This is a genomic window from Sphingobium sp. WTD-1 (genome assembly GCF_030128825.1).
Taxonomy (GTDB): Bacteria; Pseudomonadota; Alphaproteobacteria; order Sphingomonadales; family Sphingomonadaceae; genus Sphingobium.
Genome location: NZ_CP119127.1, coordinates 2,114,272 through 2,126,672 on the forward strand (window position 1 = coordinate 2,114,272; position 12,401 = coordinate 2,126,672).

General features: G+C 64.9%; 15 protein-coding genes. 8 read left to right on the plus strand and 7 right to left on the minus strand.

Annotated elements, in window-relative coordinates; genetic code table 11:
- Positions 1-5 precede the first annotated feature (5 nt).
- From flgG to flgB, 6 genes are all read right to left on the minus strand, one after another.
- Entirely contained in the window at positions 6-794 is a 789-nt protein-coding gene (gene flgG / locus N6H05_RS10455) for a flagellar basal-body rod protein FlgG (RefSeq protein WP_010338863.1), read from the minus strand.
- A 68-nt stretch (positions 795-862) separates the two neighbouring features.
- Positions 863-1,606: a flagellar basal body rod protein FlgF gene (locus N6H05_RS10460; RefSeq protein ID WP_284113786.1), complete on the minus strand. Its 744-nt coding sequence runs from the start codon at positions 1,604-1,606 to the stop codon at positions 863-865.
- Positions 1,607-1,630: 24 nt separating this feature from the next.
- On the minus strand, positions 1,631-2,476 hold the full coding sequence (locus N6H05_RS10465) for a flagellar hook-basal body complex protein (protein WP_284113787.1): 846 nt from the start codon (positions 2,474-2,476) through the stop codon (positions 1,631-1,633).
- A 34-nt stretch (positions 2,477-2,510) separates the two neighbouring features.
- On the minus strand, positions 2,511-3,170 hold the full coding sequence (locus N6H05_RS10470; RefSeq protein ID WP_010338861.1) for a flagellar hook assembly protein FlgD: 660 nt from the start codon (positions 3,168-3,170) through the stop codon (positions 2,511-2,513).
- Positions 3,167-3,577 (minus strand): flagellar basal body rod protein FlgC, encoded by a 411-nt coding sequence (gene flgC, locus N6H05_RS10475; protein WP_004208206.1) that lies wholly within the window; start codon positions 3,575-3,577, stop codon positions 3,167-3,169. The genes N6H05_RS10470 and flgC overlap by 4 nt, the downstream gene beginning before the upstream one ends.
- 2 nt (positions 3,578-3,579) lie before the next feature.
- Positions 3,580-3,948 (minus strand): flagellar basal body rod protein FlgB, encoded by a 369-nt coding sequence (gene flgB / locus N6H05_RS10480; protein ID WP_284113789.1) that lies wholly within the window; start codon positions 3,946-3,948, stop codon positions 3,580-3,582.
- 258 nt (positions 3,949-4,206) lie between these two features.
- Between flgB and N6H05_RS10485 the strand changes: the two genes are divergently transcribed.
- The 8 genes from N6H05_RS10485 to N6H05_RS10520 all read left to right on the plus strand — a co-directional run bounded on the left by N6H05_RS10485 (position 4,207) and on the right by N6H05_RS10520 (position 10,489).
- Entirely contained in the window at positions 4,207-4,875 is a 669-nt protein-coding gene (locus tag N6H05_RS10485; protein ID WP_284113790.1) for a motility protein A, read from the plus strand.
- A complete protein-coding gene (locus N6H05_RS10490) occupies positions 4,872-5,384 on the plus strand; it encodes an OmpA/MotB family protein (RefSeq protein WP_284113791.1) in 513 nt (170 codons plus the stop codon). Before N6H05_RS10485 ends, N6H05_RS10490 begins: the two co-directional genes overlap by 4 nt.
- 63 nt (positions 5,385-5,447) lie before the next feature.
- Positions 5,448-5,996: a flagella basal body P-ring formation protein FlgA gene (locus N6H05_RS10495; protein ID WP_284113792.1), complete on the plus strand. Its 549-nt coding sequence runs from the start codon at positions 5,448-5,450 to the stop codon at positions 5,994-5,996.
- A gap of 45 nt (positions 5,997-6,041) precedes the next feature.
- Entirely contained in the window at positions 6,042-6,317 is a 276-nt protein-coding gene (flgM, locus tag N6H05_RS10500; protein WP_284113793.1) for a flagellar biosynthesis anti-sigma factor FlgM, read from the plus strand.
- Between the two features lie 15 nt (positions 6,318-6,332).
- Positions 6,333-6,644, plus strand: coding sequence for a hypothetical protein (locus N6H05_RS10505; protein WP_004208200.1), 312 nt, complete (start codon positions 6,333-6,335; stop codon positions 6,642-6,644).
- Between the two features lie 146 nt (positions 6,645-6,790).
- Positions 6,791-7,612, plus strand: coding sequence for a hypothetical protein (locus N6H05_RS10510; RefSeq protein ID WP_004208199.1), 822 nt, complete (start codon positions 6,791-6,793; stop codon positions 7,610-7,612).
- Between the two features lie 9 nt (positions 7,613-7,621).
- Positions 7,622-9,739: a flagellar biosynthesis protein FlhA gene (gene flhA, locus N6H05_RS10515; RefSeq protein WP_004208198.1), complete on the plus strand. Its 2,118-nt coding sequence runs from the start codon at positions 7,622-7,624 to the stop codon at positions 9,737-9,739.
- 12 nt (positions 9,740-9,751) lie between these two features.
- Entirely contained in the window at positions 9,752-10,489 is a 738-nt protein-coding gene (locus N6H05_RS10520; protein WP_284113794.1) for a FliA/WhiG family RNA polymerase sigma factor, read from the plus strand.
- A gap of 16 nt (positions 10,490-10,505) precedes the next feature.
- Here N6H05_RS10520 and mdoH read toward each other — a convergent pair whose 3' ends face one another.
- Entirely contained in the window at positions 10,506-12,392 is a 1,887-nt protein-coding gene (gene mdoH, locus N6H05_RS10525; protein WP_037490449.1) for a glucans biosynthesis glucosyltransferase MdoH, read from the minus strand.
- Between the last annotated feature and the right edge of the window lie 9 nt (positions 12,393-12,401).

The window sequence follows — 12,401 nt, forward strand, 5'->3', positions numbered from 1 at the left end:
CCGGCTCACATATTCTGGTTGGCGTACTGGAGCATTTCGTCCGTCGCCTTGATCATCTTGGAATTGACCTCATAGGCGCGCTGGGTCTCGATCATGTCGACCAGTTCCTCGACGATGTTGACGTTCGAGGTTTCCAGATTGCCCGAGCGGATGAGGCCGCGACCTTCCAGACCCGCGGTGCCGACCTGCGGCGTGCCGCTGGCGGCGGTTTCGACCAGCAGGTTGCCGCCGATCGACTGAAGCCCTGCCGGGTTCATGAAGCTCGCCAGCTCGATCTGGCCCAGCTGGGTCGGTTCGCTCTCGCCCTGCAGCGTTGCCGACACGGTGCCGTCATTGCCGACGGTGACCGACGTCGCGCCCTGCGGCACGGTGATCTGCGGGATCAGCGGCAGGCCGTCGCTGGTGACGACGGTGCCTTCGGCGGTGACGCTGAAATTGCCGGCGCGGGTATAGGCGGTCGAACCGTCGGCCTGCTGCACCTGGAAATAGCCCGATCCCTCGATCGCCATGTCCAGCGCATTGCCGGTTTCCTGCAACGTGCCCTGCGTGTTGATCTTGCTGGTGCCCTGCAACGAGACGCCCGAACCCAGATTGAGGCCGGTGGCGAACTTGTTCTGGCTGTCGCTGTTGGCGCCGGCGGCGACGATCTGCTGATAGGCCAGCGTCTCGAAGTCGGCCCGGTCCTTCTTGAAGCCGGTCGTGTTGACGTTCGCCAGGTTGTTGGCGATCACGCGCATCTTCGTGTTCTGCGCGTCAAGGCCGGTGCGGGCGACATGAAGGGCGGCGTTGGTCATCGTTCAATCTCCGTGCGGCTCCCCGAAGGGATGCTCATGCGTCGTTCACAGCAAGATGCGTGCCAAAATTAACCATCCAGTTTCATGAGCGATGCGCCGCCGTCATCCATCTGCTTGGCGGTGTCGATCATCTTGATCTGGGTTTCCCAGGCGCGGCTGGCTTCGATCATCTGGACCAGCGCGGCCGTGGCGTTGACGTTCGATCCTTCCAGCGATCCCGATGTGACGGTCGCGATCGGATCTTCGGGCAGGGCGCCGCCATTCACTTCGCGGAACAGCCCGTCGGTGCCCTTGGCGATGCTGGAACCGGCGGCATTGACCAGCTTCAGCTTGTCGACCTGCTGCGGATTGGCCGGATCGCCGCCCTGGGGCACGCCCCAGATGCTGCCATCCTGGGCGATCGACACGCTGTCCATCTGGGGTAGGGTGATCGGGCCGCCCTGGCCCAGCACGGCCAAGCCGTCGCCGGTGGTCAGCAGGCCGCTGTCATTGACCTTCAGGTCGCCACGGCGCGTATAGGCTTCCTGTCCGTCCGGGGCCTGAACGGCGAGCAGGGCGTCGCCGTTCATTGCCACGTCCAGCGGATTGCCGGTTTCGGTGACCGCCCCCTGCGCCATGTCGGCGGCGATCACCTGTTCGGAGGCCTGGGCTCGGGTATCGAAGGTATCGCCCTTGATCCAGCGCGCCTCGGCATTGGCGATTTCGGCACGAAAGCCGACCGTGTTGGCGTTCGCGAGATTGTTCGCGATCGACGCCTGGCGGGCCATCGCACCGCGCATCGCGGTCAGTGCCGTGTTGACGAGCCGGTCCATGGGCTACCCCTTCTGCCCCGTGCCTTAGCTACGGATGTTGACGATGGTGGTGGTCAGCGTGTTGGCTGCCTCGATCGCCTTCGAGTTCGCCTGGAAGTTGCGCTGGGCAGCGATCAGCTGGACCAGTTCGTCGGTGATGTCGACGTTGGAACGTTCCAGCGAGCCCGAATTGACGGCGCCGAACATGCCCTGGTTGGGCGTGCCGATGATCGCGTTGCCGCTTTCCACGGTCGAGGTCCAGTGCGCGTCGCCCTGCTGGCGCAGGCCTTCCAGGCTGTTGAACGATGCCATCGCGACCTGGCCCAGATAGACGGTCGAACCGTCGGCATAGATGGCCGACACCAGACCGTCCTTGCCCACGCCCACGCTGGTCAGCTGCGCGCCATCGGCTTCGCCCTTGTAGGTGGTCGGGATCTGCAGGTCGGTCAGGTCGTTGGGGGTGGTCGAGTTGGTCGGCGGGGTCGTGATCGCGCCGGTGTCGGGGTCGACCGCGAACACCTGGATGCGCGAACCGGTGGTGTCGACGGCATAGCGGTCATTGTCGACCGAGAAGGCGCCGTTGCGGGTATAGCTGATGGTGCCGTCCTCGCCCTTCACGGTGAAGAAGCCTTCGCCCGAGATCGCCATATCCAGCGTCTTGTCGGTGGTTTCGATCGTGCCCTGAGTGAACTGCTGGGTGATGCCCTGCACGCGCACGCCCTGGCCGGCGACCTGGTGGGTGGTCTGCATCGGTGCAGCGGCAAAGATGTCGCCGAACTGGGCCTTGCTCTTCTTGAAGGCGGTCGAGTTCACGTTGGCGACGTTGTTCGAGACGGCGGACAGGTCAGCCTGTGCGCCCTTGAGGCCGGAAAGCGAAACATAGAAGGACATGGCGTAGCTCCTTGGGTGAAAAGGATGGGTGAAATTACATCAGGCTGATCGCGTCGGTCGGGGCGAAGCTGCCGAGCGCGGTGATCAGTTTGGAGGAGGAACCGTCAGCGGGTGACTGGACGGCGGCGATGGTGGCCCAGGTCGCGACCTGGCTGGTGGTGCCGCCATTGACCTTGACCTGCAGGGCGGAGGAGGAAACGGTTTCGCCCGCATCATCCTTGCCGTCCCAGTAGAAGGCGACCTCGCCGGCGCTCTGCGCGCCCAGGTCGATCGACTTGACGACATTGCCGTCGCCATCGACCAGATCGACGCTGACGGCATCGCTGGCGCCGCTCAGCGTAATCTGGCCGGCATAATAGCCGCTGGAATCGGGCACCGCGACATTGCTCTGGACCAGCATCGACTTGCCGATCCAGCTGGCTGCATCGCCAAGCCGCGTGCCACTCAGTTCCGAAGCCAGCGATTTCAGCGACTGGTTCATTTCGGCGATGCCGGTCGACTGGGTGATGGTCGCCATCTGCGACACCATCTCGGTATTGTCGACCGGTTCGAACGGATCCTGATACTGCATCTGCGCGGTCAGCAGCGTCAGGAAGCTCGACTGATCCATGGTCGCGCTGCCCGTGCCGACATTGGCATTCGGGTTGTAGACCGAAAGGCCTGCGCTATCGGTGACGGTAGACGTCGTCGTCATTTGCCGATCCTTATGGTTTCGAGCATCAGGGATTTGGCGGTGTTGAGCACCTGCACATTATTCTGGTACATGCGGGCGGTCTCGATCATGTCGACCATCTCCGCATTGCTATCGACTGCCGATTCCCAGACATCGCCATTAGCATCGGCCAGCGGATGATTGGGGTCGTGACGCTTGGTCGGTTCCGCATTGGTGGTCACGACATTGGCGACCTTGACCGTCGACACGCCGGGGCTGTCGGTAACCGACTGGAAAACCGGCTTGATCGCGCGATAGGCTTCGGCGGCGCTGCCGGTGACATTGCCGGCATTGGCCATGTTCGATGCGGTGGCGTTCAGACGCACCAGCTGCGCGCTCATGGCGCGGCCGGCGATGTCGAACACATTCATGGGGCCTGAACCGCTCATGCTCATTCTCCCTTCAGCGCGCGGTTGATGGTGTTGATGCGGCCCTCCAGGAAGGAGAGGGTGGTGCGATATTTCACCGCATTTTCCGCAAACAGGGTCTGTTCGGTGCTCAGTTCGACGGTGTTGCCGTCCAGGCTGGGCTGCAACGGCACGCGATAGCCCATGGCATCGTCCACCGCCTGGCCGACATCGGCCGGGCCGCGGCCACTCTGGGCGGTCGCTTCCTTGAGCGCGGCATCGAAGTCGATGTCGCGCGCCTTGTAATTGGGGGTCGAAGCGTTCGCGATGTTGGACGCGAGCAGGGAAAGGCGCTGCGAGCGAAGCGCCAGCGCCTTTCCATGGATCCCGAACAAACCGTCTTCCAGCGACATTTCCCGTCAGTCCCTTTTTGCCCATTCGGGCCTAAAGCTTTCGATCGTCCCGCCGTTCTCCTGCCTGATGGCGTTCGATGCGAGCGATCCAGCCGGATATCCGCAAGGACCGTGCCAATTTGCGTGGGTGACGCAGGCTGGCGCGGCAAACTGCCGGAAATCCGGGCTTTCGCGGCATCGGGCGGCAAGGGCGGCAAAAATTTGCCGGGTGGCGGCAATCTTTTGCCGCTCGGTCGGCATGGCGGAACGGAAGGTGGCATGATCGGGATTTTGGCGCATCTGTTCGATCCGCTCACGCTCGCCGCGATGCTGGGTGGCGTCGCGGTCGTGGCGCTGGCGCAAAATGGCATGCGCGCTGTCGGGCGGGCCTGTATCGCCTTGCGGCCGCTGCTGCGGGCTGATCCGCTGCATGATCGCGATACGGCCCGTGCAGCCCTGCTCCAAATCGACCAGGTGGCCCAGTTGCGCGGACTGATGTGCATCGATCGGGTCAAGACCGATAACGGCTTCATGGTCGATGCGACACGGCGTCTTGCCAATTGCGATCGCGTCGAAATGTTTGAAAACTGGGCGATGCAGGCGCTATCCGATCGGGCGCAACGCCACGCCAGCGTGCGCAATGTCTGGCTGTCGGTCGCCGATGCGGCACCGGCGCTGGGCATGGCCGGCACGATCATCGGGCTGGTCGGCATGTTCGCGGCGATGGATGATCCGTCCGCGCTTGGTCCTTCCATGGCGCTTGCGCTGCTCACAACCCTTTATGGCGTGGTCATCGCCAATCTGCTCGCCGCGCCGATCGCCGCGCGGCTGGCGACCCTGTCCGAACAGGAACTTGCCTGGCAGCAGGAGGCGGTGGCGCGCATGCTGGCGATCGCACGGCGCGAAAATGCGCCGCTGCGCCGCGCATCGATCCGCGAAGTCGCATGACCGCGCCCGCAATCCCATCGGCAGCTACGGTGGCCCGGCGCAATCGCTGGGCCGTCAGCTTTGCCGATCTGCTGATGCTGCTGCTCGGCTTCTTCGTGCTGCTCCAGGCGACCGGCAGCCAGCGCCGCGATGCGATGCTGGCCGAGGTCAGTCGCCAATTTGGCGGCCGTCCCGCCCGCACCGCGACCGAGCTGCGCGCGGCAGAGCTGTTTGCGCCGGGCGAGGCGATGCTGACGCCGCAGGGGCAGGCGCGTCTGCGCGCGGCGGTGCGGCCCTATATGCAGGATGATCGCATGATCGAACTGCGCAGCCAGGGGCAGGATCGGGCGCGACAGCGTTTCGACGATTGGGATCTGGCGGCGGCGCGGCTTGGCGCCGTGGCGCGCGCGCTCAAGGCGCAGGGGATAGGCGGCGATCGCCTGCTCATTCGCGGTCTGGATCAGGCGGACAGCGCCGACGGGCAGGGGCAGGTGATCCGCATCGCGCCGGGCGATGCCGTGAAGCCCTGATCCTTAACTGGCACGTTTGTTGCTTTTAACCATGGCGAAAGTCCGCATTTTCGGAGAAGCGCCGTGACCAGACCCGTCCAGTTCCTCGCCATCGTCCTGGCCTGCGCCGCTGCGCAGCCCGCGCTGGCGCAGCAGAAGTTCGAGAATCTGGATCGCATCGACAGCCTGGTCGCGATGACCGTCGGCGCGAACATGGGTGAGCCTGGTGGCCCGCTGGCGCCGGTCGATCGTCGCCTCCGCCTCGCCGCCTGCCCGACCACGCCCAGCGTCGAAGGGCCGATCTTCGGCGCCGCCATGGTCAAGTGCGATGCACTGGGCTGGCGCATCCGTGTGCCGCTGGTCGCGGGCGCCGCTGCTGCTGCCTCCGGCCCGGTCGGCCGCTATGCCCCGGCCGCGCGGCCGGTCGCCAAGGAATCGGTCGTCAAACGCGGCGATCCGGTCCAGCTCATGGCCGGCAATGCCAGTTTCAGCGTCTCGCGCATGATGATCGCCGATGAAGACGGCGCAATTGGCGAGACGATTCGGGTGCGCGAAGACAAGAAGTCATCGCCTGTACTTGCCCAGATCGTGGACATGGGCGTAGTGCGCATTCCGGGATTTAATAATTTTTGAACTTGTCCGTTATAGCGTTCAAGGGACGAGTGAAGGAATGAACCAATGATCAACTCAGTCGGCCAGAGCATCAGTTCGGCAATCGAGGCTAACCGCTTGCGCGAAGGGGGCAAGACCCGCGCCGCATCGGCAACCGGATCGACCGGCACCACCGCGTCGGCATCGACGTCGGCCAGCCCGGCGACGCGCATGGCGGCCGAAGGCGCGCCTGTCGACGTGGACCGCATCGCCGCCATCAAGGCTGCGATCGCTTCGGGCAATTACCCCGTCAACCCGTCGGTGATCGCCGACCGGATGATGGCGCTCGATCTTCCCGCCTAAACAGGACATTCCTTCATGCCCCTCGGCCTTGCTGCACTGGATGGTCTCTTCGCCGCCTTTGACGACCTGCGCGCTGCGCTGGACGGCAATGATGCGGCCGCGATCGAAGCTGCCAGCACCAGGGTCAGCACGGCGGCCGCTGCCGCCCGTGCGATCGGCGCCTGGCGTTCCGAACCCGATGTGGTCGAACGGCTCAACCGGCTCCTGCCGCTGATCGAAGCGGCGCGCGTGCGCACCAATGTGCTGGCGGACTATACCAGCCAGCGACTCGCGATCCTGACCTCCAACGGCGCTCGCAATGCGCCGCTCACCTACGGTCGGCGCTGACAAAAATAAATTTTGCTTTCGGGCTAAAGCGGCGCCAATCGGCGCCGTTTTTCGTTTTACGCAGAATCTTGTTTAACCGCGTTAACCAAATCTTGGCACAAGCATTGCTCTAATAGCCCACGGTACCAAATGGGGATTGTGGGTCAGTGTCGGCACTTGCAGACATTTCAGCAACGGGAGCTTCGGCCGGTAATCGCGTCACCAACGCGATTGCGATGGCCAGCCGTCGTACCGGCGTGGACTTCTCCTACCTGCTTGGTCAGGCCAAGATCGAATCCAGCCTGAACCCCAGCGCCCGTGCCGCCACCTCTTCCGCCACCGGCCTCTATCAGTTCGTCGACCAGAGCTGGCTCGCCGTCGTCGACAAGCATGGCGCCGAATATGGGCTGGGCTGGGCGGCTGACGCGATCAGCAAGGGCAGCAATGGCCGCTATTATGTGTCGGACCCCGATCTGCGCCAGCAGATCCTCGACCTGCGTAAGCATCCCGAGACCGCCTCGGTCATGGCGGCGGAACATGCCGCCGACAACAAGGCCTATCTGGAAAGCCGCCTCGGCCGTGAGGCGGAGCCGGTCGATCTCTACCTCGCCCATTTCCTGGGCGTGGGTGGTGCTTCCAAATTCCTGTCGATGAATGATCGCGCGCCTGGCGCAACGGCCGCCTCGATCTTCCCGGCGGCGGCCCGCGCCAATCGCTCGATCTTCTACGACAAGCAGGGCAATGCCCGCAGCTTCGCCGATATTCGCGATCGCTTCGCCAGCAAGCTGCAAAAGGGTGTCGATTCGATCGGCACCGGCAATGTCCAATATGCCGATGCTTCGCTGCCCAGCGGCGCGAAGACCGTCGCTCCCGCCGATTATGTGCGGATCGAAACCCAGCGCCTTGCGACCCAGGCCGACGTCACCGTCCGCCCGGAACCGCAGACCGCGCGTCTCGCCTATCTCATGCTCGCCACCCTCGGAAGGTAACGGCCTCTCATGACTCCCACCCAAGTCAAAGCGAAGATCTGGATGAGCGCCGCCAAGGGGGCGGTGTTGCCGTTCGCCACGCTGATGGTCGTGCTGTTCATGATGGTGCCGGTGCCGGCGGTGATGCTGGACATCGGCTTCATTACCAATATCATGATCAGCCTTGCCGTGCTGATGGTGGCGCTGAACGCCGCCAAGCCGCTCGACTTTTCCAGCTTCCCGACGGTGCTGCTGTTCGCGACCCTGCTGCGTCTGGCGCTCAATGTCGCCTCGACCCGCGTCGTGCTGGTGTCGGGCCATGAGGGATCGGACGCCGCGGGCCAGGTGATCGAGGCATTCGGCCACTTCCTGATCGGCGGCGACTATGTCGTCGGCATCTTCGTCTTCGCGATCCTGATGATCATCAACCTGGTGGTCATCACCAAGGGCGCGGGCCGCGTGTCGGAAGTGTCGGCCCGCTTCACCCTGGACGCCCTGCCGGGCAAGCAGATGGCGATCGACGCCGACCTCAATGCCGGCCTGATGACGCCGGAAGAAGCCAAGCTGCGCCGCGCCGAAGTCGCGACCGAGGCGGATTTCTACGGCTCGATGGACGGTGCGTCCAAGTTTGTGAAGGGCGACGCGATCGCCGGCATCCTGATCCTGGCGATCAACATCATCGGCGGCATCATCCTGGGCGTGGTCAGCCATGGCCTGGCGATGGGCGATGCGGCCCAGACCTATATCCTGCTCGCCATCGGTGACGCGCTGGTTGCGCAGATCCCGGCGCTGCTGCTGTCGATCGCCGCCGCCTCGATCGTGACCCGCGTCAAGTCCGAACAGGATCTGTCGGCGCAGGTCGCCGGCCAGTTCGGCACCGGCAAGGCGTGGGTGCCTGTCGCCGCAATCCTCGGCTTCCTCGGCATCCTGCCGGGCATGCCGCATCTCATCATCCTGACGGCCGCTGCCATCGCCGGCGGTATCGCCTGGCAGCTGCGCAAGGCCGGCCAGCGCAAGGCCGCTGAACCCGAACCGGTCGCGCCGCCGCCCAACCCGGCCATCATCGAATGGAACGACGTGTCCGATGGCGCGATCCTGGGTCTGGAGATCGGCTATGGCCTGATCGGTCTGGTCGACGAGCGCAAGGGCGCGCCGCTGATGGCCCGCATTACCGGCATTCGTCGCCAGCTGTCGAAGGAACTGGGCTTTGTCGTGCCGATGGTCCGCGTGAAGGACAATCTGGCGCTCGAACCCAATCAGTATCGCATCACCATCGCCGGCGTCGTCGTGGGCGAGGATGATATCTGGCCCGACGATCTGCTGGCGCTGGACAGCGGCATGCTGGAAGGCACGGTTGCCGGTCGCCCGGCCAAGGATCCGACCTTCGGTCTCGATGCCGTCTGGATTTCGCCGGCCAAGCGCAGCGAGGCGGTGGTCGCCGGCTACACCGTGGTCGATCCGCCGACGGTCGTCGCCACCCATCTCAACCAGCTGATCGCGATGAACGCGGCCGAGATGTTCGGTCTGGACGAAGCCCGCAAGCTGCTCGACAATCTCAAGGATGTCGCGCCGCAGCTGGTCGACGGCCTGACCCCCGGCACGCTCAGCCTGACACAGATTTCCGCGCTCTGCCGCGCGCTGCTGTCGGAAGGGATCGCGCTCAAGGATTTCCGCCGCATTTGCGAGGCGATGGTTGATGCGGCCCGTCCCGACATGAACCACGAACAGCTTGTCGAAGCGGTGCGCCAGCGCATCGGCGCGCTCATTATCCAGGGCCTCGTCCCGGTGAAGATGCCGCTGCCGGTCATCACCCTCGACGGCGATCTGGAAGCGATGCTGGCGCAGGCGATGCGTGTCGCCGGCGACGCCAAGCATCCGATCGAGCCGAGCCTGGGCAACCGCATCGTCGAATCGGTCGTGCATGCCGCCCGGCCAATGCTGGGCCAGGCGCGCAATTTCGCCATCGTCACCTCGCCGGTCGCGCGCCGCGCGCTCGCCCGGCTGTTCAAACCCCATCTGCCCGAGACCCCGGTGCTGTCCTTCCTGGAAATCCCGGACGGCAAGGGTGTCGAGGTTGTCGCCGTCGTCGGTGGCGAGCAGCGTCCCACGCCCCGGCACGATCCGCTGCCGCGTGAACGCGTCGCCTGAGGAGACTGACCAATGTATATGAATAAGGTCGCTGCAGGCTCGGATGTCCTCACCTATGGACGGGCAGGGCTTGCCAATTCCCCCGAACAGCTGGCGCGCCGCTACATGCCGCTGGTGCGCAAGATCGCCTGGCATGTCCATGGCCGCGTCTCCAGCGCGATCGAGGTGGAGGATCTGCTGCAGATCGGCATGGTTGCGCTGGTGGAATCTGCCAACGGCTTCGAGGATCGCGGCCTGGGCTTCGCCTCCTATGCGCAGCTGCGCGTGCGTGGCGCGATGATCGATCATCTGCGGCGCCATTCGACCCTATGCCGCTCCGCCATGGCGACCCGCAAGAAGCTGGCCGCCACGCGTGCGAAGCTGGAACAGAAGCTAGGCCGGACGCCGCTGGAAGCGGAAATGGCCGCTGAACTGGGCATGGACGCCGCCGACTATCGCGAGGCGGCCGATGGCGCCGAGATGGTCCAGCACACCAGCATGGATGAGGTCTATTCCGACCAGTCCATGTGGTTCGCCGATGTCGAGGATCGTGCCGACGACATCATGGAGCGCGAATCGCTCAAGGGCGCGCTCGCCAAATGCATCGGCGAATTGCCCGAGCGCGAGGCGCTGGTGCTGCAACTTTATTTCGTCGAGGAACTCAACCTGGAGGAAATCGGCCAGACGCTGGACATTGGTGCTGCGCGCGTCTGCCAGATCAAGAAGTCGGCGCTCGACAAGCTGCGCGGCAAGCTCAGCGACTGGAACTGACCGACCCGCGCGCCCGTCAACCGTCGTTGGCGGGGCGCGATACCGATGCCTTGCGACCCGGAACCGGCCAGCGGAAACGCAGCGGCCGGTAATTCTGTGTCCGCCACCAGGGTTCGGGCACCTGGAACAGGCCGCTATTTTCCGCCCGCTGACCCAGATCTTTGCGCGCGGTCAGGGCGGCCAGGATGGGGGCGGCGAACAGGCCGGCCAGCACCGGGCTCATCCAGCCGATCGCATTGGCGCGCACCGCCAGCACGGCCAGGCCGACGCCCAGTAAGATATGCCATTTGAACAGCCATATCGCGCCCAGGATCGCCATGCCGTCGCGGTCACGGGTCTGGCCGTTCCAGCTCGCCTTGCGGCCCATCAGGATGGAAAACAGGTTGATCGTCTGGGTCAGCATCGCGACCGGTGCCATCAGGATCGACAGGAGGATGTCGGCGATCACGCCGCGCGTCATCCGCACTGCGCCGCCAAAGCCGATCCGCCGCGACGGGTCGGCCATGGCCCAGCCGATCGCCAATATCTTGGGACCGAACAGCAGCACCGCAGTCACCGTCAGCAGCGTGCTGGACGGCAGCACGGCGGCCGGCGGCCAGACGCCGGTGGCGACGCCGCCCAGCACCACCAGCATCATCGCCAGCCATAGCGGCGAGGTGCAATAGGCCGACGCGCCGACGAACAGCTGGAACCGGCTGACCGGGTGCAGCCCCTTGATCTTCGCCAGCAGCGGGACATGCTGGATATTGCCCTGGCACCAGCGACGGTCGCGCGTGAACAGGTCGGGCATGGCCGGCGGAAATTCTTCGAAACTGTCGTCGGCGGTGACCATGTGGACGTCCCAGCCGCGCCGGCGCAGCAGCGCCGCTTCCAGCATGTCATGGCTCAATATATGGCCGCCAAAGGGTGCCCGGCCCGGCAGTTCGGGCAGGCCGCAGCTTTCGGCGAAGGCGCGTACCCGGACGATCGCATTATGGCCCCAGAACATGCCTTCGGACCCGGCCCACCAGATCATGCCGGCGGCCGAGATCGGCCCGAACAGGCGGCTGGCAAATTGCTGCCAGCGGGCGAACAACGTGGCTGCGCCCATCACCGTCGGCACGGTCTGAATCAGGCCCAGATGCGGGTGACGCTCCATGTCGACCGACAGGCGTGCCATGGTCTGGCCGCTCATCACGCTGTCGGCATCCAGCACGATCATATGGTCATATGCACCGCCGAACCGGGTCACCCACTCCTCGATATTGCCCGGCTTGCGGCCGATATTGCGGGCGCGGCGGCGATAATGGACCGGGCGTGAGAAGGCCTTGCGCATTTCCAGATAGGCCTTGCGCTCGGTCTCGCCATTTTCCGGGTTGGAATCCGACAGGATGAAGAATTCGAAGCGCTCGCCGCCCATGACCTGCGACAGCGATCGTTCCATGATCGACAGGCGGCCGAGCACGCCCAGGAAATCCTCGTTGCAGACCGGCAGCAGGATGGCGGTGCGCGCCTTGAGCGGTGTGCGGTCGCGCGGGATATAGGGGCGCACGCCCTTGCCCTTGCCGACCGTCAGCAGCAGGAAGCCGATCGCGGCGGTGGCAAAGCCGAAGGCGATCCAGGCGAAGAGGGGGATGAACAGGGCGAGATAGACGCCCTCCCAGAAGGAAATGCCGTCCAGGCCGATCGACCGGCGCATCTCGTGCGCGGCAAGCGCGGCGGGCAGCAGTGCCAGCAGCACGACCAGCAGCCGGCGGGCCCACAGGTCGATGTTCAAGGGGCGATGGATCCGACCCGGCGCGGTCGCGAAATCCTGCACCGGCATGGCAAGCGGCGCCTCTGCCGGCACGCTTTCGAACGCCCGGACAAGGGCTTGCGACCCCGTGGCCCCATCGGCCACGTTCGTGCCTCCTGTCGATGTCATGTCAGACCC

Bases quoted from the DNA above. Each gene is read 5' to 3' on its own strand.
- flgG (WP_010338863.1), bottom strand. From the start codon at position 794: ATGACCAACGCCGCCCTTCATGTCGCCCGCACCGGCCTTGACGCGCAG.
- N6H05_RS10460 (WP_284113786.1), bottom strand. From the start codon at position 1,606: ATGGACCGGCTCGTCAACACGGCACTGACCGCGATGCGCGGTGCGATG.
- N6H05_RS10465 (WP_284113787.1), bottom strand. From the start codon at position 2,476: ATGTCCTTCTATGTTTCGCTTTCCGGCCTCAAGGGCGCACAGGCTGAC.
- N6H05_RS10470 (WP_010338861.1), bottom strand. From the start codon at position 3,170: ATGACGACGACGTCTACCGTCACCGATAGCGCAGGCCTTTCGGTCTAC.
- flgC (WP_004208206.1), bottom strand. From the start codon at position 3,577: ATGAGCGGTTCAGGCCCCATGAATGTGTTCGACATCGCCGGCCGCGCC.
- flgB (WP_284113789.1), bottom strand. From the start codon at position 3,948: ATGTCGCTGGAAGACGGTTTGTTCGGGATCCATGGAAAGGCGCTGGCG.
- N6H05_RS10485 (WP_284113790.1), top strand. From the start codon at position 4,207: ATGATCGGGATTTTGGCGCATCTGTTCGATCCGCTCACGCTCGCCGCG.
- N6H05_RS10490 (WP_284113791.1), top strand. From the start codon at position 4,872: ATGACCGCGCCCGCAATCCCATCGGCAGCTACGGTGGCCCGGCGCAAT.
- flgM (WP_284113793.1), top strand. From the start codon at position 6,042: ATGATCAACTCAGTCGGCCAGAGCATCAGTTCGGCAATCGAGGCTAAC.
- N6H05_RS10505 (WP_004208200.1), top strand. From the start codon at position 6,333: ATGCCCCTCGGCCTTGCTGCACTGGATGGTCTCTTCGCCGCCTTTGAC.
- flhA (WP_004208198.1), top strand. From the start codon at position 7,622: ATGACTCCCACCCAAGTCAAAGCGAAGATCTGGATGAGCGCCGCCAAG.
- N6H05_RS10520 (WP_284113794.1), top strand. From the start codon at position 9,752: ATGTATATGAATAAGGTCGCTGCAGGCTCGGATGTCCTCACCTATGGA.
- mdoH (WP_037490449.1), bottom strand. From the start codon at position 12,392: ATGACATCGACAGGAGGCACGAACGTGGCCGATGGGGCCACGGGGTCG.